Genomic DNA, 26,640 nt, shown 5'->3' on the forward strand with positions numbered 1-26,640 from the left:
TGGCGTGCCGCGCAGCAACGTCAACGAACTCCGGGAGCCGAAGGACATGACCAACTCACCGATCACCCCGCAGACCTACCACCTCACCACCCCCAACTCGCCCCTCAGCCCGAGAATCTGCCGCGACACCGTCGCCCTGCTCCTCAGCACGAACGGCCACGCCCCGCACCTCGCCGACACCGCCCGCACGCTCGTGTCGGAGGTGGTGACCAATGCCGTACGCCACACCAAAACCCCAACCGTTCGACTGGAGACGGCGGTTACGGCCGACGGCGTCCGCGTGGCTGTCTACGACGACAGCCCGGCAGGGTTGCTGGTGCCGCCCGAGGTCGCGCGCGAGACCTACGGCACCTGCGACGACGAAGGCGGGCGTGGGCTGCTTCTCGTCCGCGCCTTGGCACAGGGGTGGGGAGTTGGAGGGGCGTACGCACCCGGCCGCGTTGGCAAACATGTCTGGTTCGAGCTCCGCGATCACTGAACCGCCGGTGGCTAGCCTGCCGCCCATGCGCCTCGATCCCCTCCCCCTCACCGCCGACCACGACATCCCGGGCCCGCTCCTCACCGAGCTCACCGCCCTGTACGCCTCCAACCGCGACTTCCACGCCCTCGGCGGCGACTTCCCTGACCCGGACGACATCCGTCCGGAGCAGGTGGCGGGGGCCCTGGCGGAGGAGTTGGCGAACCCGGACACGGAGGTGCTGCTGGCGCGCAGCGCGGGGCGGCTGGTCGGGGTCGCGATCACGCTCGCCCGGCACCCCGACCCGGCCGACCCGGACCCCTGGCTCGGACTCCTCATCATCGACGAGGGCGAGCAGCGCAAGGGGTACGGGCGGGAGGTGGCCGGACTCGTCGAGGAGCGCTTCCGGGTACGAGGGCGCGCCGCCCTACGCCTCGCCGTACTCGACGACAACCCCCGCGCCCTCACCTTCTGGCCGGCCCTCGGCTACGAGGTCATCGGGCATCGGAAGGACCGGCAACGAGGGCGCCCCTGCACCGTGTTGCGCAAACGGTTGTGAGAGCGGGCTGGCCCCCGGCCCCGCGCCACCGGGTACATGCTGCGTGGAGTGCGACACTTTCCGGAAAACTGTCGCACTCCACGCGCAGGTGCCCTGTCACCTGTGGATTCGCCCGCAGCGTGCGCTCCGTACCCCAGGAGCCCTGGGAAGCCGCGGCACCCCTCAGGGCTTGCCCGGCTTTCCGTCGCCGTACAGCCACTCCTTCCAGATCCCGCTGAAGTCCTTGTCGGGGACCTGTTGCTCGACGTACGCCGTGAAATCACCGGTGTCCGCGTTGCCGTGGCGGTGCTTGGTGGCCCAGCCGCGGAGGAGGGTGCGGAAGGTGTGGTCGCCGGTCTTCTGGCGGATCTTGTGGAGGACCATGGCGCCGCGCTCGTAGACCGGGCTGTCGGAGATGTGTGCCGCGCCGGAGGGCGTGGCGGGCGGGAAGGCCCAGATGGCTGCGTCGTCGGTGCGGTCCTGGTAGTAGTCGCCGTCGTACAGCGCGTCGAAGATCTGCTGGGCCGTCTCCCCGCCGTGCTCCTCCTGCCACAGCCACTCGGCGTAGGTGGCGAAGCCCTCGTTGAGCCACATGTCCCGCCAGGTCCTGGGGGTCACGGAGTCGCCGTACCACTGGTGGGCCAGTTCGTGGACAAGGAGCTCGGTCTCGGGGGCGCCGGGGAAGAAGGGGCGGTTCTGGGTCTCCAGCGCGTACTGGGCGTCGTCCGGGCGGTCGACGATCGCTCCGGTGGAGGAGAAGGGGTACGGCCCGAAGGTGCGCTGCGCCCACGTCATGACCTCCGGGATGCGGGCGAGGACCTTGCGGCTCGCCTTGGCCTGGGAGGGGTCGACGGCGACGTACACGGGCAGGTCGTCGGGCGTCGTGGAGCGCCGGATGTCGTATCTGCCGATCGCGACCGTGGCCAGATAGCTCGCCATCGGTTCGGCGGTGTGCCAGGTGAACGTCGTGGCGCCGTCCTTCGTCGTCGGCGCGCCCTTCAACTCCCCGTTGGAGACGGCCTGCAGGCCCTTGGGGACGGTGACCGCGAGGTCGTACGACGCCTTGTCGGAGGGGTGGTGGTTGCCGGGGAACCAGGCCATCGAGCCCGTCGGTTCGCCCAGCGCGACCGCGCCGTCGCCCGTACGCAGCCAGCCCTCCTCGGCGCCGTCCGCATCGGTGATCGTCTCGGGGGTTCCGGAGTAGCGCACGGTCGTCCGGAACATCTCGCCCTTGTCGAGGTCCCCCTTCGGACGCACGGTCAGTTCCTGCCCCGCCCGGTTCCAGCGGGCTTTCTCGCCCTCCACGGTGACGCCCTTGACGCTCAGCCCCTTCAGATCGAGGTCGAACGCGCTGAGGTCCTGCTTCGCCCGTGCCGTGATGACGGCCCTGCCCCGCAGGTGGTTGTCGTCGGGGTCGTAGTCGAGGGTCAGGCCGTAGTGCGTGACGTCGTACCCGCCGTTGCCCATCTTCGGGAAGTACGGGTCCCGCAGGCCGGAGGAACCGGGGGTGCCCTTCGCTCCGTCGCCGCCTCCGGTGCACCCGGACAGGGTGAGCGAGAGGGCGAGCAGGGCGGCGGGGACAACCGGCGCGGATCGGGACATGGCGCCGATCCTATGGGGACATGACACCATCGCCTCGTGCTCGACATCGGCTACGCCCTCTCCACCCGCTTCCCCGACCCGCCGCAGACCGACTACCGGCGCGCGGATGTGTACGCGCTGCGGCACGACCTGTTCTGCGGGGACGTGTACCTGGCGGACACGAAGGAGGACCGGGAGCTGTCCACAGCCTGGGGATGGGTGCCGGTGCTCGACTTCGCGTGGGCGCTGTGCGACATCGTCGAGCGGATCGACAAGGACCCGCACGGCAGCCGGGCCGCGCGGCCCCAGCGGGCCGAGCTCGACTTCACCGAGTCCACGGACCGGATGCGTTTCGAGCGCCGTTTCGGGTGGGTGGACATCGAGGCGGACTGGCTGCCGGCCGCCGAGCCGCCCCTCACGTTCTCCCACGCCGAGCTGCGCCGTGAGGCCAGGGATTTCCTGCACGATCTGATCGCCGACCTCACAGATCTCCATGAAGGGCTTCGGGAGAACTCGGTGATCTGGACGTTGGAAGCCAGGTTTCCGCGGATGGGGTGACTATCCCTGGCTCCGCCCCCAGCCCCCCCCGTCGGCCCTGAACAGCCTCGTCCTCAATCGCCGGACGGGCTGGTGGGTTCCACCCTGATCCCCATCTCCGCCGCCAGCACGGGTGCCAAGTCCAGCAATTGCCCCGGACTGATCACCGCCCCCGCCAACCGGTCCACCCCCCGCGCGATCTCCAGCTGGGCCGCGGCCCTCAGATCCACATCCGTGAGGACCGCCGCGTTGAAGTCCACCCCCTTCAGCGCACAGTCCACGAACTCGACCCGCTCCAGCCGGGCGCCCCCGAAGTCCGGCTCCACGAGGACGCAGTCCTCGAAGACCACGTCCTTGAGGCGGGCCTTGCGGAGGTTGAGGTAGTCGATCTTGCCGCCGCGGATGACGACCCGCTCCAGGACGGAGCCGTGCAACTGCACGCCGCCGAGCCGTGCGTCGACCAGCTCCACATCCCGCAGGGTGGACTCGGCGAGATCGGTGCCCACACCGCGTATGCCGGTGAGGACGGAGTCCAGGACGCGGGCGTGGTGCAGCCGCGTCTCGTCCAGGGCGCAGCCCCTCAGCGCGCAGTCCATGAAGCGGGCTCCCGCGCCGTCCTGGGCGACGAAGTCCTCCTCCGTGAACTCCAGCCCGTCGTAGTCCCCGTCCGGCTCAAGCCCCGCACCGCCGTACGGCTCCAGCGGCGGCAACCGCACCTCCGGCCGCCGCGCACCCCGCACCCCGGTCCCGCCGGAACCAGCCCCGCCTGTCCCACGGGCGCCTGTCCCACGGGTCCTGCCCGTCCCTCCGGTCCTACCGGTCCCGCCCGTCGCTTTCCTCGCCATGCCCCCATCCTGCACCTCTCCACTGACAATCACCCTGACCTGCGAGTTCTCCGGAAAGTCAGCCGTGATGTCACATTCCTGCGCCCTCGACGTGTCGTAGTGGTGACCGAGAAACCGCAGCAGCAGGGAGGCCCTCAGTCATGCACCGCATCACCGTCGTCGGTGGCGGCTTCGCCGGACTCACCGCCGCCATCACCGCCGCCGAGGCGGGCGCCAAGGTCACCGTGTACGAGGCCCATCACACGCTCGGCGGCCGGGCGCGGACCGCCGAGGGCCCGTACCGGACGAACGAGGGTCCGCACGCGCTCTACAACGGCGGTCCGCACTGGACCTGGCTCAAGCAGCGCGACCTCATCGGACCCCTCGCCCCGATCCCGCCCCTGGAGGGCGCCCGGCTCAGGCTGCATCACAAGGGTGTGCTGCGCCGTACGCCGCCGTTCGCGATGCTCAAGCTCCTGCGGCGCCGTACGGCGCACTCGGCGCCCGTCGACGTGGACTTCATGACCTGGGCCACCGAGCAGGCGGGCGAGGAGGCCGCACGGGCCGCGGCCCACTACTCCGCCGTCGCGATCTTCCACCACGATCCCGGGGCGTTGTCCGCCGCCTTCGTGCAGGAGCGGCTCCGCCGGGCCACGAAGCTGCCCCCGGAGGCGCAGTATCCGTGTGGCGGCTGGGCGAGTGTCGTGGACCGGATGGCCGCGAGGGCCTGGAATCTGGGCGTCCGCGTAGAGACCCTCGCCCGGGTCGAGACGGTTCCCGAGGGTCGGGGGCCGGTCGTCGTCGCCACCTCCCTCGACGCTGCCCGGCGTCTGCTGAAGGACGACTCGCTGACCTGGCCCAGCGGCCGTACCGCGCTCGTCGACGTGGCCGTCCGCGGCCGTCGCGGTGACGCCTTCGCCGTGTCCGATCTGGACGCACCCGGCTGGCTGGAGCGTTTCACCGCCCAGGACCGCACCCTCGCCCCGGCGGGAGAGCAGTTGATCCAGGGTCAGATCCCGATCGGGCCGCGCGAGTCCCGCGCCACCGGCGTCGCCCGCGCCGAGCATCTGCTGGACCTCGGCTTCGAGGGCTGGCGCGAGCGGGTCACCTGGCGGCGCGAGGCCACCGCGAACGGCCGTACGGGCGCGGTCGACCTGCCCGGCACCACCTGGCGCGACCGGCCCGCCGTCGACCGCGGCGACGGCGTCTACCTCGCGGGCGACCAGGTGGCGGCGCCCGGTGTGCTGTCGGAGGTGTCGTTCAACAGCGCGCTGGCCGCCGTGTCCCTGGCCCTCGGCCGGCGGTCCCCCGGCCCTCAGAGGCTTGACCTCAAGCATGCTTGAGGTCCCAGGGTGGGTCCCACAGCGCGTCCCGCGCCTCCACCACCACTGGGAGCCCGCCCATGCACGCCATCCGCCTGCACGCCTTCGGCCCTGCCGAGAACCTCACGTACGAGAAGACCGAGGACCCCGAGCCGGGGCCGGGCCAGGTCCGTATCGCCGTCGCCGCGGCGGGCGTACACCTGCTGGACGCGGCGCTCCGGGAGGGCGGCCAGGGGCCGGCCCCTGCTCCGACCCCGCTGCCGACCATCCCGGGGCGGGAGGTCGCGGGTGTCGTCGAGTCCCTCGGGGAGGGGGTCTCGGACGACTGGCTCGGCAAGCGCGTCGTCGCGCACCTCGGCTTCGTCCCCGGCGGCTACGCGGAGCTGGCCGTCACGGACGCCGACCGGCTCCACGAGATCCCCGGCTCCCTGGACTTCGCCGAGGCCGTCGCCCTGATCGGAACGGGCCGTACGACGATGGGGATCCTCCAGTTCGCCGAGCCTGGCCCCGGTGACGTGGTCGTCGTCCCCGCCGCCGCGGGCGGCATCGGCACCCTCCTCGTGCAGTACGCCAAGAACGCGGGCGCCACGGTCATCGGCCTCGCCGGCGGCCCGGTGAAGACGGCCGTGGTGCGGGCCAACGGTGCCGACCTGGCCGTCGACTACACCGAACCGTCATGGCCGGAGAAGGTCGCCGCATACCGGGGCAGGGTCACGGCCGTGTACGACGGTGTGGGCGGCGAGGCGGCCCGCGAGTCCGTCGCCCTCCTCGCCCCCGGCGGCAGGCACCTGGTCTTCGGCTGGTCTGCGGAGGGCATCAACGACGGCGCGGCGTACCTCGTCGAGGGAGTCTCGGAGCAGGTCCTCGGCCCGGAGATGCTGCGCAGGGCCGACGGCCCCAACCCGGTCCGCACCCTCGAACTCCGCGCCCTCGCCGAAGCCGCCGCCGGCCGCCTCACCCCGGCCGTCCAGCGCTTCCCCCTCGCCGACGCGGCCGGCGCCCACCGCGCGCTGGAGAACCGGGGCACCATCGGCAAGGTGGTCCTGGAGCCATGACACCCACGGCCCCGACGCGACCCCCGCCGGCCCCAGTCGACCCCCGTCGGCCCCAGTCGGCCCCCGTCGCCCCCAGTCGCCCCCAGTCGACCCCGGTCGGCCCCAGTCGACCCCGGACCCGCTGTCACACGTGGCGTCCCGTCACCCGGTCCGCCAGCCGCGCGAGGCGTGACGACTCCGCGCCGGACAGGGTGAGTTCGCGCTGGTCGGCGGCGCGGTACGCGGCGTACAGGCCGTGGACGCCCAGCCAGCGGAAGGGTTCCGGCTCCCACTTGCGGACCCGGTGCCCGACCCACGGCAGCGACGTCAGATCCGTCGCCCCCGCCTGACCGGAGTCCTGCTGGACCAGGTCGCGCAGAGTGCGTGCGGCCAGGTTCGCGGTCGCCACGCCCGAGCCGACGTAACCGCCCGCCCAGCCGAGGCCGGTGGAACGGTCGAGGGTCACCGTGGCGCACCAGTCCCGCGGCACACCGAGCACACCCGACCAGGCGTGGTCCACCCGCACGCCGGTGAGCGACGGGAAGAAGCGGACCAGGATCTCGTACAGCTCCGCGATCGTCTCCGCCTGCGTCCGGCCGTCGTTGTCGGTGCGCGAGCCGAAACGATACGGCACACCGCGGCCGCCGAGGGCGATACGGTCGTCGGCGGTGCGCTGGGCGTACATGTAGGCATGCGCCATGTCGCCGAGCGTCTCGCGGCCCGCCCAGCCGACGCTGTCCCACTGCGCCTCGGTGAGCGGCTCGGTCACGATCATCGAGGAGTTCATGGGCAGCCAGGTGCGCCGCTCGCCCTTCAACGCGGCCGTGAAGCCCTCGGTGCAGCGCAGCACGTAGGGGGCGCGGACCGTGCCGTACGGGGTGACCGCGTGCTTGGGGCGGATCTCGGTGACCGGGGTCGACTCGTGGACGGTCACTCCGAGGGCCTCCACCGCGGCCACCAGCCCCTTGACCAGTCGCACCGGCTGCAGCCGTGCGCCGTGCGGCGTCCAGGACGCGCCGACGGCGTCCGCGACGCGTATCCGCTCCGCCGCCTCCCGGGCGCCGTACAGCTCGCGGTCCGTCTCGCCGTACGACAGCTCCGTCTCGTGGAAGGCCTTCAGCCGGGCCAACTGGGCAGGTGTGCACGCCACTTCGAGGACGCCGCCCTTGTGGACACCGGCGTCGATGCCCTCTTCCGACGCCACCCTGACAACCTCGTCGACCGTGTCGTTCATCGCGCGCTGGAGCCGTACGGCGGCCTCATGGCCGTGCAGCTTCGCGTACCGGTCGCGACCCGCGATGCCGTTGTAGAGCCAGCCACCGTTGCGGCCGGAGGCACCGTAGCCGCAGAACTTCCGTTCCAGCACGGTGATACGGAGGAAGGGGGCCGCCTTCTTGAGGTAGTACGCCGTCCACAGCCCTGTGAAGCCGCCGCCGACGATCACGACGTCGGCGGTCGCGTCCCCGGGCAGGGGCGCGCGACGCTCGGGGAGCCCGTCGTCCGCGTACCAGAAGGAGACGCCACCGTTGACGACACCACCGGGGCCGCCAGGGACACCCGTGCCTGATCTGCTGCTCATGAGCCGGGACGTTAACCCGTACGGGTGGCGGGTGTCTCCTACGGATTTCGTGGTTCTGCGCGGACGGGAGGGCATTCAGGCGGGTCAGTCGGACGCCGTTGCCTCCGTCAGGCGGGTCAGTCGGACGCAGTCGCCTCCGTCTCGTCGCCGGACCGGGACTGCCGGGGCTGCCGGGGCTGCCGGGGCCCGACCGTGTCCTTCCTGCTCAGCCGGGCTGCACGACGGTGGTGATCCTCCCGGTCCCGAGGTCGTAGACGTAGCCGCCGGTCTTGATGTCGCCGATGCCCGGCGCGAGCTCGGGTGCCGAGCGCAGCTTGGCGATGTCCTTCTGGACCGTCCTGGAGGGCTCCAGGACGGCCATCTCCAGGGAGGTCTGTTCGTCCCAGCCGCCGCGGGCGGCGTAGCCCGCGCGCAGATCGTCGTCGGCGAACAGTGCCGAACCGCAGTCGGTGTGGTGAATGACGGCGATCTCGAACCAGTCCGCGTCGGGGGTCTTGTTCTCGTGCAGGTGCACGATCCAGGCAAGGTCCTTGATGACCGCCGGCGTCACCCGGCCGCCGACGTTACGTGCGACGAGCGCTTCTCCGAGCCGGGCGCCCAGCACGGCCGCGGGCTCCACGCGCGGATCGATGCAGGTGATCAGGTACAGCTGGTTGAAGGGGACGAACGGGATCCGGGGGACGTCGGCCTGGGCACCGGAGGCCGCGAAAGCCCGGTTGCGCTCCAGGTACGGGGTGAAGTTCGACATGGCTGGTTCCTCCAGGAGGCGGTGGCAGCCTGGGGCTGTGAGACCGGCACCGCGTGTGCGACGTCGGTGTCCGCGATGCGCGCGCGAGCCGTCCCGTTGTTCGGCCATGAACCGCGGGCGGGCGGCAGCAAGCCGTCCTGGGTGCCACCATCACCCACGAGGGGATCACGCGCCACGCGGGCCCGCCCGGCGAGGACGAGCCGAGCGTCGCCGGCCTGAAGGTCCACCGCGAGCGAACGCGGCTCAGGACGCTAGGGTCGGCTGGATGATCGAGGTCCCGGAGAAACTGGCAGCGGCACAGAGCGAGTTCAACGGGGAGGCGGGGCGCGCGTTCATCGCCGGTCTGCCCCGGCTCGCGGCGGACTTCCTCGACCGCTGGGAGCTGCGGGTCGACGGCCCGTCGATGTACGGCATGGCCGCCCTGGTCCTGCCGGTGGTCCGCCGGGACGGCATCCCGGCCGTCCTCAAGCTCCAGCTGCTGGACGAGGAGAGCGTGGGCGAGCCGGTCGCGCTGCGCGTGTGGGACGGCGACGGGGCCGTACGGCTCCTCGGCCACGACGACGCCACCGGCACGATGCTCCTCGAACGGCTCGACCCGACCCGGATGCTCTCCCACGTGCCGGACACCCGCGAGGCGGTCCTGGTCATCGCCCGGCTACTGGCCCACCTGACCTCTTTACCGGCACCCGAGGGCATGCGCCGGCTCGCCGACATCGCGGCGGCCATGGTCGACGAGACGCCGAAGGCCCTGGAACGGGTCGCGGACCCCGCCGCCCACCGCCTCCTCGCCGACTGCGCCGCCGCCGTACGGGAGGTCCTCGACGAGCCCGGCGACCGGCTCCTGCACTGGGACCTCCACGACGAGAACGTGCTCGCCTCCGAGCGCGCCCCCTGGCTCGCCATCGACCCCAAGCCGCTCGCCGGCGACCCTGGCTTCGACCTCTGGCCCGCCCTCGACAACCGCTTCGATCCCGACGAGCTCGCCTGGCGCTTCGACGCGATGACCGACGTCCTCTCCCTGGACCGCGCACGCGCCCGCGCCTGGACCCTGGGCCGTGTCCTGCAGAACTGTCTGTGGGACATCGAGGACGGCCGCGGCCTGGACCCCCAGCAGCTGGAGATCGGCCGGAGGCTGCGCGACACCTGAGCGGGCGAGCGGGCCTCAGTGCCTGGTGGGGCGTACGGACAGCCGGTGGTGGAAGACGTTCCGCGGGTCCCAGCGGTCCTTCGCCCGCTGGAGGGCCGGATAGTGGGCGCCGTGGTAGAGCACGTGCCAGGGCGTGCCGGAGGTGTTGTGGCGCGGATCGGCGAGATCGGCGTCGGCGTAGTTGATGAAGGCCCCGGTGCGGGCGGGGACACCGCCGGTGTCCGCGTACACGTCCCGGTAGAGCTCGCGGAGGAAGCCGCGGTGCCGCTCGTCGTCGGCGGCCCCCTCCCAGCCGGTCAGGAACATGAGCTTGAGCACGGAGTCGCGGTGGGCGACCGCTGTCGCGTCCGTGGGCACGCCGTTGACCCGGCCGCCGTAGGTGTTGAGGCTGACGAGCCCGGCGGGGTAGTCGTAGTCGGTCCGGGTGAGGTGGTGGTGCACCGCGTGGATCTGGGTCGTCGTCAACCCTCGTTTCGCGTAACCCGACTTCACCGCCAGCCGGTAGACCGGGCCCGGGTCGTCAGGGCTGCCGATGACGGACGCCGCGGCCAGCCACGACAGCGTGTGCGTCTGGACGAAAGGCTGCGCCCCGACGCCCCGGCCGAGCGCGGTGAGCAGGTCGTCGAGGAGGCGGCGGGCGGCCTGACCGGTGTCCGCGACCTGGCCGATGAGGAGGAGGTTGCCGGCGATCTCCCGGAACAGGACCAACTCGCTGTACAGACCGGTGCCGCGTGCCCCGGCCGCCGAGTTGTGCTCGGCCCAGGTGCCGTAGTTGCCGACGAAGCGGGTGAACTCGTCGCGGCCGAGGCCCTTCCAGGGCCACTCGACGCGGAAGGACAGTACGGAGGCGGGCGGCTCGGGCAGGTCACGGAACCAGAAACGGGTGACGATGCCGAAGCTGCCGGCCCCACCGCCGGTGTGGGCCCACCACAGGTCCCGGTTCGGATCGTCCTCCTCCCGCGTGGCCACCACCGCACGGGCCCGGCCCGCCCGGTCCACGACGACCACCTCGACGGCGTACAGCCGGTCCACGGACAACCCGTGCAGCCGGCACAGCGTGCCGTACCCGCCGCCCGGGACATGGCCGCCCACGCCCACCTCGGGGCACCAGCCGGCGGGCAGCGTCACGCCCCAGCCGACGAACAGCGCCCGGTACGCCGCGCCGAGGCTGCTGCCCGCCTCGACCATGAACGCCTTCCGCGCGTCGTCGTAGCGGACGGCCGTCATCCGGGACAGGTCCACGACGACACGGACGCCGTCGTTGTCGACGAAGTCCTCGAAGCCGTGTCCCCCACTGCGCGCCACGACGTGCTCGCGCCGGCGCACGGCCTCCTGGACCGCCTGCACCACCTGGCCGGTCGTGGTGGGCAGGTGGATCCGCCGGGGGCGGCCGGTGAACCGCCGGTTGTAGCCGCGGGCGGCGAGGGCGGCGTAACGGGGGTCGCGCGGGTCGAGGACGATGTCGGGCCCGGCGCCCGCCTCGGCGACGGCCTCGGACGGTAAGGGCTGTCCGACGGCCGGGGCGGGCAGAGCGCCTGCTGAGGCCCCGGCCACGGCGGCGCCGACGGCTGCGGCGCGCAGGACGGTACGTCGTCCGGTGAGCTCGGGCATGGTCTCGCTTCCCTTCTGCGGTGCGCGGCGGTGCGGTGCGCGGCGGTGCGGTGCGCCGCGGATGCCGACAGCGCCGACAGCGCCGACAGCAACTGACACCACCGACGCTAGGAAGCTCCGGGCATGCCGGGAATCCGGCTGGCCGGTGGCCCGAGGGTGCACTCAACCCCCCTTGCGTGCCCTTGCGCGGCCTGGCTCTCGCGTGTCCCGGCCCTCAGCCGAGGATGTGCCGCAGATAGGCCTGTGGGTTGTCGAGGTAGCGGCGCCAGTGGTCGACAAGGGCGAGCTCCTGCCACTCCACCCGGCGCAGGCCGTGCTCCCCGACCTCGACGATGTCGGCGCCCGGCAGCGCGGTCAGCAGCGGGGAGTGGGTGGCGCAGACGACCTGGCCGCCGTTCTCGGCCAAGTGGTGGACGTGCCCGAGGAGTTCCAGGCAGGAGGAGAAGGACAGCGCCGCCTCCGGCTCGTCCATCACGTACAGGCCGGGCTCCAGGAAGGCCCCCCGGAACGCGGCGAGAAATCCCTCACCGTGGCTGACCGCATCGGGCGCGTACCCCTCTCGGTCCAGGGCGTCCATCGCCGTCTCCGCGCGCAGGAAGAACCCCTTGCGGGCCGACCAGCTGCTGAGCATGCGCCGTCCGCGCGGTGCGGCGTCGAAGCGGATGCGTTCGCCCAGCTTCGACTTACGGCGGTGGCTGGCGTAGCGCCAGTCGTGCGAACCGCCCCAGGAGTCCAGCCCGAAGCCCTCCGCCAGAGCCTCGACCAGCGTCGACTTGCCCGAGCCGTTCTCGCCGACGAGAAACGTCACCGGCGCGGTGAAGCGCAGCCCGTCCGTGAGGAGCCCGCGCACACAGGGCAGGGACCACGGCCACGTCCCTTCGTCGTACGAGTCCACATGTGCGTACGCGCGTTCGACGATCATGCGGTGAGTCTTCCATGGCCGACCCGTGCCCAAGACGACCGCGACCGGCCGGGACCCGGGACGACCGCCGAGTCACAGCCCCTCCACCGTCTCTCCCCGTGCCCAGGCTGAACCGTCCTGCCGTGGCGGAGAAGAAGAACTGAAGAAGAGCTGTAGGAGAAGAGCTCAGGAGAAGAGAAGCCATGAGTCACCGACACGCCCTGCCGATGCCACCCTTGACCGGACGCGAACCATGCACGACGACGTACGGGTTCTTCCCCGACGACTACAACCCGCACAGCGGCGAGGTGGTCGCCGCCACCACCATGTGCCGCCGCTGCCCGGCGATACGAGCGTGCTTCGTCTGGGCACTGACCAACCCGGCCCTGTCCACCGACGGCATCTGGGGCGCCGCCACCCCCTGGCAGCGCAGAGAACTGCGCAAACGGTTACGGCACCGACTCGGCTCCAAGACCGTGAGGCGGACACTCGACGCCGAGTACGCCAAAGCCGTCGCGGAACTGCCCGGTCCGGCTTGACCCGCCCTGAGCGCCCGAGAACCGCCTTACGGGAGCCTCCGACGAGGATCACCTCCTCGCCGCAGGTCGTCCACGCTGCTGGAGCCCCCTGTCGGATTCGAACCGACGACCTTCGCTTTACAAGAGCGGCGCTCTGACCAGCTGAGCTAAGGAGGCCCGTGCACGGGTGAGCGGAGTCGCCCACGCATGCACGCCCGTGCAGTGTACCCACGTCCCGGCCGACGCCTGTCGAAAATTCCCCCGAAGTTCACAGGCACCGGACTACTGACAGACCAGGTGAACGCCAGGTACCGTCCTGATCCAGTCCACCCACGTGGACCAACCACGACGGATTCACCCGTAGTGGCACCACCTTCCACAACGGATCGTCCGGCACGTTCCTGCCGGTGAAGGGGGCCTACGACCCATGGCCACTGTCTCGTTCGACAAGGCGACCCGGATCTACCCGGGCACCGAGAAGCCCGCCGTAGACGCGCTCGACATCCACATCGAGGACGGAGAGTTCCTCGTCCTGGTCGGCCCGTCCGGCTGCGGCAAGTCCACCTCGCTCCGCATGCTCGCCGGGCTCGAGGACGTCAACGGCGGCGCCATCCGCATCGGCGACCGCGACGTCACCCACCTGCCGCCCAAGGACCGGGACATCGCCATGGTGTTCCAGAACTACGCGCTCTACCCCCACATGACCGTCGCCGACAACATGGGCTTCGCCCTCAAGATCGCCGGCGTGCCGAAGGACGAGATCCGCCAGAAGGTCGAGGACGCCGCGAAGATCCTCGACCTCACCGAATACCTCGCCCGCAAGCCCAAGGCGCTCTCCGGCGGTCAGCGCCAGCGTGTCGCCATGGGCCGCGCCATCGTGCGTGAGCCGCAGGTGTTCCTCATGGACGAGCCGCTGTCCAACCTCGACGCCAAGCTCCGCGTCTCCACCCGCACGCAGATCGCGTCGCTGCAGCGCCGCCTCGGCATCACCACCGTCTACGTCACCCACGACCAGGTCGAGGCCATGACGATGGGCGACCGCGTGGCCGTCCTCAAGGACGGACTGCTCCAGCAGGTCGACACCCCGCGCAACATGTACGACCGCCCGGCCAACCTCTTCGTCGCCGGCTTCATCGGCTCCCCCGCCATGAACCTGGTCGAGGTCCCGATCACCGACGGCGGCGTGAAGTTCGGCAACAGCGTCGTCCCGGTCCAGCGCGACGCGATCTCCGCCACCACCGACAAGACCGTCACCGTCGGCGTCCGCCCCGAGCACTTCGACGTCGCCGGCTCCGACTCCGACCAGGGCCTCGCGGTCACCGTCAACGTCGTCGAGGAACTGGGCGCCGACGCCTACGTCTACGGCACCGCCAAGGTCGGCGAGGACTCCAAGGACCTCGTCGTCCGCGTCAGCGGCCGCGACGTCCCGGAGAAGGGCAGCACCCTCCACATCGTCCCCCGCTCCGGCGAGACCCACGTGTTCTCGACCTCCACGGGCGAGCGCCTCTCCGACTGAGGCACACACCACCCAGGTTGACGAAGAGGGCCCCGCGGACCACCACGGGGCCCTCTTCGCTGCTCGTGGACACTCCGGCAAAACCGGTCATTTCGAGCGATGCACGTCAACCCCCTACCCCGAATCCCGCCCTCCTACATCCCCCGAACCGGTGACTGAGTGTCGCCGAACAACCACCCCACGCTACCCTCGCTCGCGTGAAGCACACCACTACCCAACGGACCCAGCGCGGCCCGGGCCCCGCCCGCCGGATCGGCCGCAGCCTCGCCCTCGTCCTCCCCGTCGTCCTGGTGCTCTCCGGGACCCTGGCGGTGACCCGGGTCAACTGGTCCGGGGACTCCTCCTCGGACTCGGTGCTCGCCGCCGCCGAGGCCCCCTCGGCCACCGGCTCGGGCACCAAGGCCCGCACCAAGACCCCTGCCGCGCACGAGGCGCTGCGCGACAGGCTGCTGCTGGAGCTCCAGGAGCAGGACCCGGGCGTCGCCCTCACCCACCTCCAGCAGGCCGTGAACGGCCGCCCGTCGCTGGCCCGTCACTGCACATCGATCGCCCGCGCTCTGGGCCGCGCGGCCGTCAGGATGTACGGCCCGTCCCGCGCCCAGTCGTACGCCCGCCCGGTCTGCGACACGTCCTTCGCGTCCGGCGTGCTGACCCAGCACGGCTGAGCACCCGCGGAGCCGCCCGTCCTCCGCCCATGCGGTGAACGGCCGCGCTCCCGAGCCCCAGGGTCGTGCTCCCGCGAACGGGGCGCAACGTACAGTTCCGGTCATGACCGATCCGAACGCCGCGTCGCGCCCCGTTCAAGCCGTCGTACTGGCCGGTGGCCAGGGTTCCCGGCTGCGTCCGTACACCGACGACCGGCCCAAGCCCATGGTCGAGATCCCCGGCACGGGCACCCCGATCATCGGCCATCAGCTCACCTGGCTCGCCGAGGAGGGAGTGACCGACGTCGTCGTCTCCTGCGGCCATCTCGCCGATGTCCTGGAGAAGTGGCTGGACTCGGCCGAGCTGCCCGTCCGCGTCACCACGGTCGTCGAGACGGAGCCCCTCGGCCGCGGCGGCGGCCTCAAGTACGCGGCCGCCCACCTCCCCCACCCCGATCTGCCCTGGTACGCGGCGAACGGCGACATCTGGACCCGTTTCTCGCTCCGCGACATGGCGGACTTCCACACCGAGCGCGACGCGGTCGCCACGCTCGCCCTCGCCCGCCCGCGCATCCCGTGGGGTGCCGTGAAGACGGACGGCTTCGGCCGCGTCACGGACTTCATCGAGGCCCCGCTGACGACGTACGAGATCAACGCGGGCGTCTATGTCTTCTCGCCCGAGTTCGCCTCCCTGCTCCCCGAGCGCGGCGACCACGAGCGCACCACGTTCCCGCGCCTGGCCCGTGAGCGGCGCCTGGCCGGGTTCTCGATCCCGCAGGGCGCGTACTGGCGCGCGATCGACACGGCGAAGGACCTGATGGAGGCGGCGAAGGAGCTCGCGGCACTGGGGCGTTGAGCTCCGGTCCCGAGCCCAGCCCTCAGGCCGCATGTCCCGTGGTACGACGACGGGGTCCCGCACATTGCCCTTGCCTGTGCGGGACCCCGTCGTCGTACTAGCCGCCGGTCGTTACCCGAGGAGGCCGCCCACGAGCCCGTCCCGGCCTCCGTCGGAGCCCCCCGTGCCGCCCGTGCTGCCCGTGCCGCCCGTGGAGGCGCCGCCCGACGCGCCGCCGCTGGAGGTCGGGCCCGTGGTCGTGCTCGGGGCCTGCTGGCCGGGGGAGGTCTGCCGGGGCGGGACCTGACCGGCCGTGCCCTGGGTCTCGCTCGGGAGGCCGCCGGTGACGGCGCCCGTGTCGCGGGTCGCGCCCGGGCTGCTCGCGCCCTGGGAGGGGCTGGCGGAGGTGGCGCCCTGCGTGGGCGAGTTGACGGCCGAGGGGGTGCGCTTCTTGTGCCCGCCGGTCTCCTCGGGGAGGGGTGAGCCGGGCAGTTCGTTGCGCGGGGCCTCGCCGGGGCCGGGGACCACGACGCGGTCGGCGTCCCGGACGGCTCCGCCGAGCACCGAGCCGACGAGCAGGGTGAGTCCGGCGACGACGGTGGCGATAAGGGCGCCGCGGCGCAGCACGTACCGCCGCAGCTCCCAGAGCTCCGCGCGCGGGCCGAGCCGGCGCCAGGCGTTGCCGGCGAGGCGGCCGTCGGTGGAGTAGACGGGTGCGCCGGCGATGATCAGCGGGGACCAGGCGGCGAGGTAGATGATGTCGGGGGTCTCGTAGGCGGGGGCGGTCTTCCAGCTGACGGTGACGAGCAGCGCGGCCGACAGCAGGGCGCCGAACACGGCGGCGACGCGCTGCCACAGGCCGAGGACCGTGAGGACGCCCACGACGACCTGGGCGAAGGCGATGGCGAGTCCGGCGCCGACGGGGTGTTCGAGGCCGAACTGCCGGAGCGGCTCGGCGATGTCCCACGGGTGGAGCGTGCCCAGCCACTTCACCATGGAGCCGCGCTTGCCGCCGTCGAAGAAGTGCGGGTCGCAGAGCTTGCTCATGCCGGCGTAGACGGAGATGAAGCCGAGCAGGACGCGCAGCGGCAGCAGCACCACGCCGAGGTTCATCCGGCGGCCGGGGTAATAGGCGTGCCGCAGCGGCTCGTTGCCGTGGCGTCCGGCCGTGCTCAGCCCGTCGGCGTCCTCGTACGGCTCCTCGAACTCCTCGTCCGCGTAACCCGATTCGGCGTAGCGGGGATCGTCGTAACCGGAATCGGCGTAACCGGAGTCGGCGTGACCGGCGTCCCCGTACCCGGGTTCGTCGTACGCGCTGCCCACGCCGCGCATGGCGGGCAGGATGCGGCCGCCGGAGGGGGCGTGGTCGCTGTGGCTGCGCTGGGCGCCGACGACGGGGGTCTCGACCGTCTCGACGGTCAGGTCGCCGTCGTAGCGGCCGTGTCCGGTGTCGTAACGGCCGGCCTCGGTGCCGTGACCGAGCCCCGGGGGACGGCCGCCGGTCTCGTCGATGCGTGGCATGACCTGGGTCGCGCCGGTGTCGCCCGCCGGGTCGGCTGCCTGGTGGTGCACGCTCGTGCTCCGCACGGCCTGCAGCAGCCGGTGGGCGCCGGTGTCGTCGGGTGCGGACCTCCCGCTCCAGACGACGGGGGCCCGGCGGCGGGTACCGGCAGCCGCGCCGGGCCGGGCCGCCGCGCCCACGGCGGGCATGCGCGCGGTGTTCTCGGTGGCGCTCGTGTGCCGTGCGATCCGCGGGGACCGGTCCCTCGGCGCGGCGCCCAACTGCACGCGGAAGCTCGCGTGGTTGACGATGATCTGCGCCGGATCGCTCGGCACCTTCACCATGCTCAGCGCGGGAGCGTCGTCGAATCCCGACGAGCGGTCCCCCGTGGGTGTGCGGGGTGTTCTGGTGTCCACACTCATCTAACCGAGTGACGTGACGTTAGGACACTGCCTTGACCGCCCCGATCTGTCCGGACAGCATCAAGATCATCCAGAAATCCCCGGACACCCGCTGAAACCCGCCGAAACGCACTGAAACGCGCTGAAACGCGGTTTCAGGCGCGTCGGCGCGCCGCCTCGTACAACACGACTCCTGCCGCCACACCGGCGTTGAGCGACTCGGCGCCACCAGGCATAGGAATCCGCACCCGGAAGTCGCAGGTTTCGCCCACGAGTCGGGACAGGCCCTTGCCCTCGCTCCCGACGACGATGACCACGGGCCCTTCGAGCGCCTCCAGTTCGTCGACCTCGACCTCGCCGTCCGCGGCGAGCCCGACGACCACGATCCCGGCCTTCTTGTATGCCTCCAGGGCGCGCGTGAGGTTGGTGGCGCGCGCGACGGGCGTACGGGCGGCCGTACCGGCGGACGTCTTCCAGGCACCGGCGGTCATGCCGGCCGCGCGCCGTTCGGGCACGACGACGCCGTGTCCGCCGAACGCGGACACGGACCGTACGACGGCACCGAGGTTGCGCGGGTCGGTCACTCCGTCGAGGGCGACGATCAGCGGGTCCTCGCCCTCGTCGTACGCGGCGTCCGCGAGGTCCTCGGGGTGGGCGTACTCGTACGGCGGGACCTGGAGAACGAGGCCCTGGTGGTTGAGGCCGTTCGTCATGCGGTCGAGCTCGGGGCGGGGGGCCTCCATGAGGTTGATGCCCCCGCGCTCGGCGGCGAGCTGGAGCGCCTCGCGGACCCGCTCGTCGTTGTCGATGAACTGCTGCACGTACAGCGTGGACGCGGGCACGCCCTCGCGCAGCGCCTCGACGACGGGGTTGCGCCCGACGACGAGTTCGGCGGACGACTTGCCGCCCCGGCCCCTGGGCTGCTGCGGCCGCCCCTGCGCCCGCCGCGACTTGGCGTTCGCGGCGCGCTGCTTCGCATGACCCTTGCGCATCTCGGCGGGCGGGGTCGGGCCCTTGCCCTCAAGGCCCCGGCGCCGCTGGCCGCCACTGCCGACCTGCGCGCCCTTCTTGCCGGACATGCGGCGGTTGTTTGCGGCCATGACCTACCTGTCTCTGTCTGTCTCTGTCGTCATCTGGTGGGGGAACGCGCACCGCGTCCGTATGCAGTGTGCCGCCCGGAGAGCCGGGCGGCACACTTGATCAAGCTCGACCAAGCTCGACCGAGAAGTGCTCAGCGCGGGCCGAGGGACCAGCGAGGTCCCTGCGGGCTGTCCTCGATGGCCAGACCGGCCTGGCCCAGCTGGTCCCGGATGGCGTCCGCGGTCGCCCAGTCCTTACGGGAGCGGGCGGCCTCACGCTGGTCGAGCACGAGCCGTACGAGGCTGTCGACGACCCCGTGCAGGTCCTCACCCTGGTCGCCCCCGCCCGCCCACTGCGGGTCGAGCGGGTCGAGACCGAGGACCCCGAGCATGGCGCGGACCTCGGCGAGGCGCGCCACGGCGGCTTCCTTGTCGTCGGCGGCGAGGGCGGAGTTGCCCTGCCGGACGGTGGTGTGCACGACCGCGAGCGCCTGCGGCACCCCGAGGTCGTCGTCCATGGCCTCGGCGAAGGCGGGCGGCACCTCGGCCGACGGCTCGACGGCACCGCCGGCCAGTTCCATGACCCGCTGTACGAAGCCCTCGATCCGGGCGAACGCCGACTCGGCCTCGCGCAGGGAGTCCTCGCTGTACTCGATCATCGACCGGTAGTGCGGCGTGCCGAGGTAGTACCGCAGGACGATGGGCCGCCAGCGCTTGACCATCTCGCTGACGAGCACCGAGTTCCCGAGGGACTTCGACATCTTCTCGCCGCTCATGGTGACCCATGCGTTGTGCACCCAGTACCGGGCGAACTCGTCGCCGTACGCCTTGGCCTGGGCGATCTCGTTCTCGTGGTGCGGGAAGATCAGATCGAGCCCGCCGCCGTGGATGTCGAACTCCGGGCCCAGGTACTTGTGGGCCATGGCGGAGCACTCCAGGTGCCAGCCGGGCCGCCCGCGTCCCCACGGCGTCTCCCAGGTCGGCTCACCGGGCTTGGCGGCCTTCCACATGGCGAAGTCACGGGGATCGCGCTTGCCGGTCTCGCCCTCGCCGGAGGGCTGCAGCAGGTTCTCCAACTCCTGGTTGGACAGCTGCAGGTACTCCGGGAAGGAGCGCACGTCGAAGTACACGTTCCCGTCGGCCTCGTAGGCGTGCCCGCGTTCGATGAGCCCGCGCATCATCTCGACCATCTCGGTCACGTGGCCGGTGGCGCGCGGCTCGTACGTGGGGGGCAGGCATCCAAGCGCCGCGTATCCGTCGCTGAACGCGCGCTCGTTCTCGTATCCGATCGCCCACCAGGGGCGGCCCTGGTCGGCCGACTTGGTGATGATCTTGTCGTCGATGTCGGTGACGTTCCGGATGAACGTCACCTCATAGCCGCGGTACGCGAACCAGCGGCGCATGATGTCGAAGTTGAGGCCCGAGCGGATGTGTCCGATGTGCGGTGCGGCCTGCACGGTCGCGCCACACAGGTAGATCGAGACACAACCCGGCCTGAGCGGGGCGAAGTCACGGATCTGCCGGGCGCTGGTGTCGTACAGGCGAATAGTCACCACTCCAGGGTAGTGGGCGCGGGGCAGTGCACAGTGACTTATGGCGCGGGGCGCATGTATTCGTGACATGCGGGAGCGGTGATGCTCCGCGGGGCGGGGTACTGCTTTTCCTCGCCCCCGCCGCCCCTACCCATTCCCGTCCCTTACCTGGGGGCTGCCGCCCCGGACCCCCGCTTGTCGGCCTGAACGGCCTCGTCCTCAAACGCCGGACGGGCTGGAAAATCCAGCCCTGGCCGCGAAATCCAGCCCCTCCGGCGTTTGAGGAGCGGGGGTCCGGGGGCCGGCCCCCGAAGCGGGGTCCGGGGCGGAGCCCCGAAGCCCGGGGGTTCCAGGGGCGTAGCCCCCTTGGCGGGGTCGAAGGGGCGGAGCCCCTGGGGATGGGACGGGTAGGGGCGGCGGGGGCGAGACCACAACCCCGGTGGGTCGGGTCGGGTCGGGTCAGCCCGCCCGGACGACGAGCGCCGTCGCCACCGCCATCAGCCCCTCGTCCCGCCCCGGAAACCCGAGCCCGTCCGTCGTCGCCCCGGAGATGGACACAGGAGCCCCCGCCGCCTCCGACAGCACCTTCTGCGCCTCGTCCCGCCGCTTGCCGATCTTCGGACGCGGGCCGACGACCTGGACCGCGATGTTCCCGATCGCATACCCGGCCGCACGCACGATGCGGGCGGCCTCGGCGAGCAGCACGACCCCGGACGCACCGGACCACTCCGGGCGCCCGGTACCGAAGTGCTGCCCCAGGTCACCCAGCCCGGCGGCCGAGAAGAGCGCGTTGCACGCGGCGTGCGCGACCACGTCCGCGTCGGAGTGGCCGGCCAGCCCGGGCCCCTCCCCCTCCCAGAGCAGCCCGGCGCACCACAGCTCCCGCCCTTCCTCGAAGGCGTGGATGTCGGTGCCGATGCCCACCTGGGGCAGCGGGAAAGGGGGGACGCCCCCGGCTCCCCCGGTCCCCTCGGCTCCCTCGGGCGGCTCAGAAGCCATCGTTCAGCCTCCTCCGCGCGAGGACGGCCTCCGCGAGGACCAGGTCGAGGGGCCTGGTGACCTTGAAGGCCTCCTCGTGCCCCGGCACCACCACGACCCGCAGCCCCAGCTGCTCCACCATGCTCGCGTCGTCCGTGACGTTCTCGGTGACCGACTCGTGGGCACGGACGAGCGTGTCGCGATCGAAGCCCTGCGGGGTCTGGACGGCACGCAGGCGCGAGCGCTCCGGGGTCGCCACCACGGGCTCCGGCGCACCGGGCGTGTCCGCCGGTTCGACCTGCTTGACGGTGTCCGCGAGCGGCAGCGCCGGCACGACGGCGGGCGCCCCGTCCCGTACGGCCTCGATGACGGCGTCCACCGTGTCGACGGGCACGAGCGGCCGGGCAGCGTCGTGGACCAGCACGATGTCGATGCCGGGCGGCAGCGCTTCCAGCCCGAGCTTCACCGACTCCTGCCGGCTCTCACCGCCCGGTACGACGAGGAAGTCGGTCCGCTCGGGCAGCGCGTGCGCGTCGAGCAGGCTCTTGACCTCGGCGGTGTCGTCGGGCGGCGCGACCACCACCACGAGGGAGACGGCACGCGACGCGGCCATGGCGCGCACCGCGTGGATGAGCATCGGAGTGCCGTTCAGCGTACGGAGCGCCTTGGGTGCTCCCGGGCCGAGGCGCACGCCTCGGCCCGCGGCCGGAATCACGGCTGCCGTACGAGTCCCCGTACGAACTCCTGGAGACGAAGGGCGCGGATCGTCAGACATCGGTTCCTGTCAGGTTTGTGTGCTCGGCATGCGTGGGTATGGCCTGTGGGGAGTGCCGGGCGCGAGCCTTGACCGAACCCTTCCGTGACATCTGGTCGAGCCAGCTGCCCGGGCCCGGCACGCCAGTATCGGGGGAATCCCCGTCGATGTACGGCACGGCGGCACGACACAGGCGTACGAGCGCATGAACGGGCCGTGAAGAATATCGGTGATATCGGTGCGGCGCGGTGCGCGCAGCAGTGCGCCGGACGTCAAAAGGGCGTCAAATCCGTGGCCCGTCGGCCATGGCCCGCCAACCGGGGGCCTGCCAACCGGGCGCGAACATGCCGCAGCGCCCGGCGACAGCTGTTGCGTCATCGGGCACCACGGCATTTCACTGCACTGAATGAAGCGAGCTGGCGCGCTGCTTACGCCTGCGTCAGGACGCGAGGACCTCGTCGAGCAGGGCCTCGGCCTTGTCCTCGTTCGTGTTCTCCGCGAGGGCGAGCTCACTCACCAGGATCTGCCGGGCCTTGGCGAGCATCCGCTTCTCACCGGCGGAGAGTCCGCGCTCACGCTCGCGACGCCACAGGTCACGCACCACTTCCGCGACCTTGATGACATCACCGGAGGCGAGCTTCTCCAGATTCGCCTTGTAACGACGCGACCAGTTCGTGGGCTCCTCGGCATACGGCGCGCGCAGCACCTCGAAGACCCGGTCCAGTCCGTCCTGACCGACCACATCACGCACGCCGACGAACTCCGCATTGTCCGCTGGCACACGCACCGTGAGGTCGCCCTGGGCGACCTTCAGCACCAAGTAGGTCTTGTCCACGCCTTTGATCTGACGAGTTTCGATGGCCTCGATCAGCGCGGCCCCGTGATGGGGATAGACCACGGTGTCGCCAACCTTGAACGTCATGTGACAGGTACCCCTTCCGTGGCTATCCAGGGTAACACGGATACGGCGTCTTCTGAATGGCGTTTTCGCAGGTCAGGGCATATCTCGGGGCTTGACAACAGTAACAGGAACGTGCTTCGGAGCCCGAACGGAGCGGGGTATTCGCAGGTCGGAGCAGCTCTGCGGGCGGAGTGAAACGCGGACGTTACACGCATCCGGAGTCGCCCAACGGCGGGTAAATGTACCGTTATGCCCGCCCCCAAGTGTGCGAGTCACGCTACTCCGTTCGGCGGGCGGAGGCGGATCCGAGACGAATCCGGAATTGATCAAGGGGATGGTCGGGGGATGGTCAGGTGATGGTCTTCGGCCGTTCTTCCGTAGCCGTTCTCGGGACGGATCTCCGAGCGATCTCCTGCCCGATCTCCTGCCCGATCTCCTGCTCGATGTCGTGCTCGATCTCCTGGTCCATCTTGTGCTCGATCTCCCGCCCGATCTCCCTCCTGATCTGCGGGTGATCAATTCCCGGTACCGTCGTGTATTCCGTGCGGGAAATCCTCACGCTGTTGCCGAAGAGGCCAGTGGTGCTTATGTGAATGTGGACGGGGGCATGTCACGGAGGGCGCCTGCCCGAGCGAAGGCGGCGGCTCAAGGGAGGGTCGGGTGCGGGGGCCGCGGAACGGCTCGGTAGCCTAGGCCCGCTGACCAACCCTTAGGGCGGCTTTACGACCGTACGGCCGCCCGCCCCCGTATCGCCCACGTTCAAGGAGATGCCGCCGAGTGAGCAGCAGCCTTCGACGCGGCACCCTCGCCGCCGCCGCCATCGCGTTCTCGATCGCCTCGCTCGCCGCGTGCGGTGCCGGCAACAACGCCCAGACGCTGGAGGTCAGGCCGGACAACGCGGCCACGGCCGTCGGCGACATCAAGGTCCAGAACGCGATCGTCGTCACCCAGCCCAACCTGGAGTCGGCGACGGGCCCGGCCGTCATCTCCGCGACCGTGTTCAACACCGGCCGCACCGCTCAGACGCTGGACGCCATCACGGTCGCCGGCACCGGCAAGTCCGCCGAGCTCACCCCCGCGAAGGGCAAGGGCAAACTGACCATCCCGGCCGGCGGCTCCCTCGTCATCGGCGGCAAGGGCAACGCCTCCGCGCTGCTGCCGAAGACGCCCGAGGCCGTCAAGGACGGCAACGCGCAGGCGATCACCTTCGCCTTCAGCAGCACCGGTGACGTGAGCCTGCGGGCGTTCGTCGTACCGGCCGAGAGCTACTTCGAGAAGTGGGGCCCGAGCGAGATGCCGGCGGTCCCGTCGCAGAGCCCCAGCCCGTCGAACAGCCCCAAGGCACCGTCCGGCTCCCCGTCCGGGACCCCCTCGGGCTCGGCGTCCGAGGGAGCGGACGACTCCGCCAGCCCCGACGCCGCGGCATCGGCTTCGGCTTCGGCTTCGTAGAGCCAGGGCTCTGCCGAGCACTGAGCCCCCGTATTCTTCGTGCCCCGTACGCAAGCGGAAGGGCGGCACTCCCTCGCAGGAGTGCCGCCCTTCCGCTTGCTCTTCGTACCTGCCGGGCCGGCCTACGGCTCAAACTTGTAGCCGAGCCCACGCACCGTCACGAGGTACCGCGGCGCACCCGGGTCGGGCTCGATCTTCGCGCGGAGGCGCTTGACGTGGACGTCGAGGGTCTTGGTGTCGCCCACGTAGTCGGCGCCCCAGACGCGGTCGATGAGCTGCATACGGGTCAGTACGCGTCCCGCGTTGCGCAGCAGCATCTCCAGCAGGTCGAACTCCTTGAGGGGCAGGTCGACCTTGGAGCCGGAGACCGTGACCACGTGGCGGTCGACGTCCATGCGGACCGGGCCCGCCTCCAGCGCGGCCGGGGCAACCTCCTCGGGCTCGCCGCGGCGGCGCAGTACGGCCCGGATGCGCGCCACCAGCTCGCGCGAGGAGAAGGGCTTGGTGACATAGTCATCGGCTCCTATTTCCAGGCCCACGACCTTGTCGATCTCGCTGTCCTTGGCGGTGACCATGATCACCGGGACGTTCGAGCGGCCGCGCAGCTGGCGGCAGACCTCGGTGCCGGGCAGCCCGGGCAGCATGAGGTCGAGGAGGACGAGGTCGGCGCCGTTGCGCTCGAACTCGTCGAGGCCGTCGGGCCCGGTGGTCGCGATGGCGACCTCGAAGCCTTCCTTGCGGAGCATGTAGGACAGAGCGTCGGAGAAGGACTCCTCGTCCTCGACGACAAGCACTCGGGTCACGGGAGGACCTCCGGGGCGGGAAGCGGTTCGTACGGGGATGTTTCGGTGGTGGGTTGTCCGTCCTCGTCGTCGAGGTCCGGGTGCTGCGACGCGCGGTCGCGGGCCGCGCCCGCCTCCGGCAGTCTGAGGGTGAACGTGGAGCCCTGACCCTCGGAGCTCCACACCGTGACCTCCCCGCCGTGCGAGGCGGCCACGTGCTTGACGATCGCGAGACCGAGGCCGGTGCCGCCGGTGTGGCGGGACCGGGCCGGGTCGACGCGGTAGAAGCGCTCGAAGATGCGCTCCTTGTCCTTGTCGGAGATGCCGATGCCCTGGTCGGTCACGGCGACCTCGATCAGGTCCCCGCCCGGCGCGCTCATTTTGCGGGCGGCGATGCCGACGCGGGTGCGGGCGGGCGAGTAGTTGACGGCGTTCTCGACGAGGTTGCCGAGGGCTGCGGCGAGCTGGCCGCGGTTGCCCCACACGTGCAGGTCGGCGGTGCCGCCGGCGGCCATGGTGATCTGCTTGGTGCCGGCCTGGTGGCGGCACCGGTCGATGGCCTCGGCGACCAGTTCGTCCACACGTACGGGCTCGGCGTCCTCCAGCGGGTCGTCGTTCTGCACCCGCGAGAGGTCGATGAGCTCCTGCACGAGGTTCGTCAGCCGGGTGGCCTCGATCTGCATGCGCCCGGCGAAGCGCTCCACGGCCTCCGGGTCGTCGCTGGCTCCCATGACGGCCTCGGACAGGAGGGAGAGCGCCCCGACGGGCGTCTTCAGCTCGTGACTGACGTTGGCCACGAAGTCCCGTCGTACGGCCTCTATGCGGCGGGCCTCGGTGAGGTCCTCGACCAGCAGCAGGACGAGCCGGGAGCCCAGCGGGGCCACGCGCGCGGACACCGCGAGGGCCTCGCCGCGGCCGGTGCCGCGCCGGGGAAGATCCAGCTCGACCTGGCGTATCTCGCCGTCGCGCCGGGTGTCCCGGGCCATCTGTGTCATGGGCTCGATGGCGAGCTTGCCACCGCGGACCAGCCCGAGGGCGTACGCGGCGGAGCTGGCCTTGACGACGGTGTCGCCCTCGTCGAGCACGACCGCCGAGGAGCGGAGCACGGACAGCACGGTGTCGACGCCGGGCGGCAGCACCGGGTCCGTGTGCAGGGAGGTCCGGGTGGGACGCTTCTGCTCGCGTTCGCTCCAGCGGAACGCCAGCATGGCGATGACACCGGTGAGAACACCGGCGATCGCTGCCGCTGCGGCGACCGCCGCGTTCACGTCCATGCGAACAGGTTAGGCACGAGGTCACGCCTGGCCACAGCCATCCGTGTGCGAGCTCGAACACTCGTCGCCCAGAGTTCACCTTGGAGCCAGTATTGGTTCATTTGTGATGCCGGAAACGGACGCGTGCGGGGCGGAACGTGACAGCGTGGGGTTCTCCGGGCCTGTGGCGGCCGGTCGGCCGGGAGGCGCCGTACGCG

25 protein-coding genes, 1 tRNA gene and 1 pseudogene are annotated in these 26,640 nt (G+C 71.3%); 11 read left to right on the top strand and 16 right to left on the bottom strand.

Annotation, left to right across the window (positions count from 1 at the left end):
* The first annotated feature begins 4 nt into the window (after window positions 1–4).
* Both E0500_RS06820 and E0500_RS06825 read left to right on the top strand, forming a co-directional pair.
* Window positions 5–478 (top strand): ATP-binding protein, encoded by a 474-nt coding sequence (locus tag E0500_RS06820; RefSeq protein ID WP_309504980.1) that lies wholly within the window; start codon window positions 5–7, stop codon window positions 476–478.
* 25 nt (window positions 479–503) lie between these two features.
* Window positions 504–1,013 (top strand): annotated as a pseudogene (locus E0500_RS06825) (GNAT family N-acetyltransferase); the annotation flags it as partial.
* 165 nt (window positions 1,014–1,178) lie between these two features.
* Here E0500_RS06825 and E0500_RS06830 read toward each other — a convergent pair.
* Window positions 1,179–2,597 (bottom strand): M1 family metallopeptidase, encoded by a 1,419-nt coding sequence (locus E0500_RS06830; protein WP_131561147.1) that lies wholly within the window; start codon window positions 2,595–2,597, stop codon window positions 1,179–1,181.
* 36 nt (window positions 2,598–2,633) lie between these two features.
* Between E0500_RS06830 and E0500_RS06835 the strand changes: the two genes are divergently transcribed.
* Entirely contained in the window at window positions 2,634–3,134 is a 501-nt protein-coding gene (locus E0500_RS06835; protein ID WP_131561145.1) for a hypothetical protein, read from the top strand.
* Between the two features lie 53 nt (window positions 3,135–3,187).
* Here the strand turns inward: E0500_RS06835 and E0500_RS06840 are convergent, their stop codons facing one another.
* Complete coding sequence (locus E0500_RS06840; protein ID WP_131561143.1) at window positions 3,188–3,958, bottom strand: pentapeptide repeat-containing protein; 771 nt, start codon at window positions 3,956–3,958, stop codon at window positions 3,188–3,190.
* Between the two features lie 74 nt (window positions 3,959–4,032).
* Between E0500_RS06840 and E0500_RS06845 the strand changes: the two genes are divergently transcribed.
* Window positions 4,033–5,280, top strand: a complete 1,248-nt coding sequence (locus tag E0500_RS06845; RefSeq protein WP_399120162.1) for an FAD-dependent oxidoreductase — start codon at window positions 4,033–4,035, stop codon at window positions 5,278–5,280.
* A 59-nt stretch (window positions 5,281–5,339) separates the two neighbouring features.
* Entirely contained in the window at window positions 5,340–6,314 is a 975-nt protein-coding gene (locus E0500_RS06850; protein ID WP_131561139.1) for a zinc-binding dehydrogenase, read from the top strand.
* A 124-nt stretch (window positions 6,315–6,438) separates the two neighbouring features.
* Here E0500_RS06850 and E0500_RS06855 read toward each other — a convergent pair whose 3' ends face one another.
* Both E0500_RS06855 and E0500_RS06860 read right to left on the bottom strand, forming a co-directional pair.
* Window positions 6,439–7,872, bottom strand: a complete 1,434-nt coding sequence (locus E0500_RS06855) for an FAD-binding oxidoreductase (protein ID WP_131571877.1) — start codon at window positions 7,870–7,872, stop codon at window positions 6,439–6,441.
* Between the two features lie 205 nt (window positions 7,873–8,077).
* On the bottom strand, window positions 8,078–8,620 hold the full coding sequence (locus E0500_RS06860; protein WP_131571876.1) for a carbonic anhydrase: 543 nt from the start codon (window positions 8,618–8,620) through the stop codon (window positions 8,078–8,080).
* 265 nt (window positions 8,621–8,885) lie between these two features.
* Here E0500_RS06860 and E0500_RS06865 point away from each other — a divergent pair, with 265 nt between their 5' ends.
* Window positions 8,886–9,767 (top strand): aminoglycoside phosphotransferase family protein, encoded by an 882-nt coding sequence (locus tag E0500_RS06865; protein WP_131571875.1) that lies wholly within the window; start codon window positions 8,886–8,888, stop codon window positions 9,765–9,767.
* A 15-nt stretch (window positions 9,768–9,782) separates the two neighbouring features.
* On the opposite strand, the gene E0500_RS06870 is transcribed toward E0500_RS06865, so the two are convergent.
* Both E0500_RS06870 and E0500_RS06875 read right to left on the bottom strand, forming a co-directional pair.
* Window positions 9,783–11,378 carry an FAD-binding oxidoreductase gene (locus E0500_RS06870; RefSeq protein WP_131571874.1) on the bottom strand — a complete coding sequence of 532 codons (1,596 nt, stop codon included), beginning with the start codon at window positions 11,376–11,378 and terminating at the stop codon, window positions 9,783–9,785.
* Between the two features lie 214 nt (window positions 11,379–11,592).
* A complete protein-coding gene (locus tag E0500_RS06875; RefSeq protein WP_131571873.1) occupies window positions 11,593–12,300 on the bottom strand; it encodes an AAA family ATPase in 708 nt (235 codons plus the stop codon).
* 182 nt (window positions 12,301–12,482) lie between these two features.
* Between E0500_RS06875 and E0500_RS06880 the strand changes: the two genes are divergently transcribed.
* A complete protein-coding gene (locus tag E0500_RS06880; RefSeq protein WP_131571872.1) occupies window positions 12,483–12,818 on the top strand; it encodes a WhiB family transcriptional regulator in 336 nt (111 codons plus the stop codon).
* Between the two features lie 79 nt (window positions 12,819–12,897).
* Here the strand turns inward: E0500_RS06880 and E0500_RS06885 are convergent.
* Window positions 12,898–12,974, bottom strand: a tRNA-Thr gene (locus E0500_RS06885).
* Between the two features lie 250 nt (window positions 12,975–13,224).
* Here E0500_RS06885 and E0500_RS06890 point away from each other — a divergent pair.
* The 3 genes from E0500_RS06890 (at window position 13,225) to E0500_RS06900 (ending at window position 15,813) form a co-directional block, all read left to right on the top strand.
* On the top strand, window positions 13,225–14,313 hold the full coding sequence (locus tag E0500_RS06890) for an ABC transporter ATP-binding protein (protein ID WP_181586898.1): 1,089 nt from the start codon (window positions 13,225–13,227) through the stop codon (window positions 14,311–14,313).
* A gap of 197 nt (window positions 14,314–14,510) precedes the next feature.
* Window positions 14,511–14,978, top strand: a complete 468-nt coding sequence (locus E0500_RS06895) for a hypothetical protein (RefSeq protein ID WP_131571923.1) — start codon at window positions 14,511–14,513, stop codon at window positions 14,976–14,978.
* Between the two features lie 103 nt (window positions 14,979–15,081).
* A complete protein-coding gene (locus E0500_RS06900) occupies window positions 15,082–15,813 on the top strand; it encodes a nucleotidyltransferase family protein (RefSeq protein WP_131571922.1) in 732 nt (243 codons plus the stop codon).
* Window positions 15,814–15,924: 111 nt separating this feature from the next.
* On the opposite strand, the gene E0500_RS06905 is transcribed toward E0500_RS06900, so the two are convergent.
* From E0500_RS06905 to E0500_RS06935, 7 genes are all read right to left on the bottom strand, one after another.
* Complete coding sequence (locus E0500_RS06905; protein ID WP_220140465.1) at window positions 15,925–17,715, bottom strand: DoxX family membrane protein; 1,791 nt, start codon at window positions 17,713–17,715, stop codon at window positions 15,925–15,927.
* Window positions 17,716–17,849: 134 nt separating this feature from the next.
* Window positions 17,850–18,794, bottom strand: a complete 945-nt coding sequence (gene rlmB / locus E0500_RS06910; RefSeq protein ID WP_131571921.1) for a 23S rRNA (guanosine(2251)-2'-O)-methyltransferase RlmB — start codon at window positions 18,792–18,794, stop codon at window positions 17,850–17,852.
* A 131-nt stretch (window positions 18,795–18,925) separates the two neighbouring features.
* Window positions 18,926–20,326, bottom strand: a complete 1,401-nt coding sequence (gene cysS, locus E0500_RS06915) for a cysteine--tRNA ligase (protein ID WP_131571920.1) — start codon at window positions 20,324–20,326, stop codon at window positions 18,926–18,928.
* Between the two features lie 438 nt (window positions 20,327–20,764).
* Complete coding sequence (gene ispF, locus E0500_RS06920; protein ID WP_258572646.1) at window positions 20,765–21,304, bottom strand: 2-C-methyl-D-erythritol 2,4-cyclodiphosphate synthase; 540 nt, start codon at window positions 21,302–21,304, stop codon at window positions 20,765–20,767.
* A complete protein-coding gene (gene ispD / locus E0500_RS06925) occupies window positions 21,294–22,058 on the bottom strand; it encodes a 2-C-methyl-D-erythritol 4-phosphate cytidylyltransferase (RefSeq protein WP_131565845.1) in 765 nt (254 codons plus the stop codon). Before ispD ends, ispF begins: the two co-directional genes overlap by 11 nt.
* A 418-nt stretch (window positions 22,059–22,476) precedes the next feature.
* Window positions 22,477–22,959: a CarD family transcriptional regulator gene (locus tag E0500_RS06930; protein WP_003953493.1), complete on the bottom strand. Its 483-nt coding sequence runs from the start codon at window positions 22,957–22,959 to the stop codon at window positions 22,477–22,479.
* A 328-nt stretch (window positions 22,960–23,287) separates the two neighbouring features.
* A complete protein-coding gene (locus E0500_RS06935) occupies window positions 23,288–23,497 on the bottom strand; it encodes a hypothetical protein (RefSeq protein ID WP_131565847.1) in 210 nt (69 codons plus the stop codon).
* Between the two features lie 218 nt (window positions 23,498–23,715).
* On the opposite strand from E0500_RS06935, the gene E0500_RS06940 reads away from it, so the two are divergent.
* Window positions 23,716–24,387, top strand: coding sequence for a DUF461 domain-containing protein (locus E0500_RS06940; RefSeq protein WP_131565849.1), 672 nt, complete (start codon window positions 23,716–23,718; stop codon window positions 24,385–24,387).
* 122 nt (window positions 24,388–24,509) lie between these two features.
* Here the strand turns inward: E0500_RS06940 and E0500_RS06945 are convergent, their stop codons facing one another.
* Both E0500_RS06945 and E0500_RS06950 read right to left on the bottom strand, forming a co-directional pair.
* The gene (locus E0500_RS06945; RefSeq protein WP_043441515.1) at window positions 24,510–25,190 is read right to left on the bottom strand and encodes a response regulator transcription factor; all 681 of its coding nucleotides are present in this window, start codon (window positions 25,188–25,190) and stop codon (window positions 24,510–24,512) included.
* Window positions 25,187–26,443, bottom strand: a complete 1,257-nt coding sequence (locus E0500_RS06950; protein ID WP_131565851.1) for a cell wall metabolism sensor histidine kinase WalK — start codon at window positions 26,441–26,443, stop codon at window positions 25,187–25,189. The genes E0500_RS06945 and E0500_RS06950 overlap by 4 nt, the downstream gene beginning before the upstream one ends.
* Between the last annotated feature and the right edge of the window lie 197 nt (window positions 26,444–26,640).

Source organism: Streptomyces sp. KM273126, from assembly GCF_004337435.2.
Taxonomy (GTDB): Bacteria; Actinomycetota; Actinomycetes; order Streptomycetales; family Streptomycetaceae; genus Streptomyces; species Streptomyces acidicola.

Excerpts from the sequence above, each read along its gene's own strand:
- E0500_RS06830 (WP_131561147.1), bottom strand. The coding sequence starts at position 2,597 with ATGTCCCGATCCGCGCCGGTTGTCCCCGCCGCCCTGCTCGCCCTCTCG.
- E0500_RS06840 (WP_131561143.1), bottom strand. The coding sequence starts at position 3,958 with ATGGCGAGGAAAGCGACGGGCGGGACCGGTAGGACCGGAGGGACGGGC.
- E0500_RS06850 (WP_131561139.1), top strand. The coding sequence starts at position 5,340 with ATGCACGCCATCCGCCTGCACGCCTTCGGCCCTGCCGAGAACCTCACG.
- E0500_RS06855 (WP_131571877.1), bottom strand. The coding sequence starts at position 7,872 with ATGAGCAGCAGATCAGGCACGGGTGTCCCTGGCGGCCCCGGTGGTGTC.
- E0500_RS06860 (WP_131571876.1), bottom strand. The coding sequence starts at position 8,620 with ATGTCGAACTTCACCCCGTACCTGGAGCGCAACCGGGCTTTCGCGGCC.
- E0500_RS06865 (WP_131571875.1), top strand. The coding sequence starts at position 8,886 with ATGATCGAGGTCCCGGAGAAACTGGCAGCGGCACAGAGCGAGTTCAAC.
- E0500_RS06870 (WP_131571874.1), bottom strand. The coding sequence starts at position 11,378 with ATGCCCGAGCTCACCGGACGACGTACCGTCCTGCGCGCCGCAGCCGTC.
- E0500_RS06875 (WP_131571873.1), bottom strand. The coding sequence starts at position 12,300 with ATGATCGTCGAACGCGCGTACGCACATGTGGACTCGTACGACGAAGGG.
- E0500_RS06880 (WP_131571872.1), top strand. The coding sequence starts at position 12,483 with ATGAGTCACCGACACGCCCTGCCGATGCCACCCTTGACCGGACGCGAA.
- E0500_RS06890 (WP_181586898.1), top strand. The coding sequence starts at position 13,225 with ATGGCCACTGTCTCGTTCGACAAGGCGACCCGGATCTACCCGGGCACC.
- E0500_RS06900 (WP_131571922.1), top strand. The coding sequence starts at position 15,082 with ATGACCGATCCGAACGCCGCGTCGCGCCCCGTTCAAGCCGTCGTACTG.
- E0500_RS06905 (WP_220140465.1), bottom strand. The coding sequence starts at position 17,715 with ATGAGTGTGGACACCAGAACACCCCGCACACCCACGGGGGACCGCTCG.
- rlmB (WP_131571921.1), bottom strand. The coding sequence starts at position 18,794 with ATGGCCGCAAACAACCGCCGCATGTCCGGCAAGAAGGGCGCGCAGGTC.
- ispF (WP_258572646.1), bottom strand. The coding sequence starts at position 21,304 with ATGGCTTCTGAGCCGCCCGAGGGAGCCGAGGGGACCGGGGGAGCCGGG.
- ispD (WP_131565845.1), bottom strand. The coding sequence starts at position 22,058 with ATGTCTGACGATCCGCGCCCTTCGTCTCCAGGAGTTCGTACGGGGACT.
- E0500_RS06930 (WP_003953493.1), bottom strand. The coding sequence starts at position 22,959 with ATGACGTTCAAGGTTGGCGACACCGTGGTCTATCCCCATCACGGGGCC.
- E0500_RS06950 (WP_131565851.1), bottom strand. The coding sequence starts at position 26,443 with ATGGACGTGAACGCGGCGGTCGCCGCAGCGGCAGCGATCGCCGGTGTT.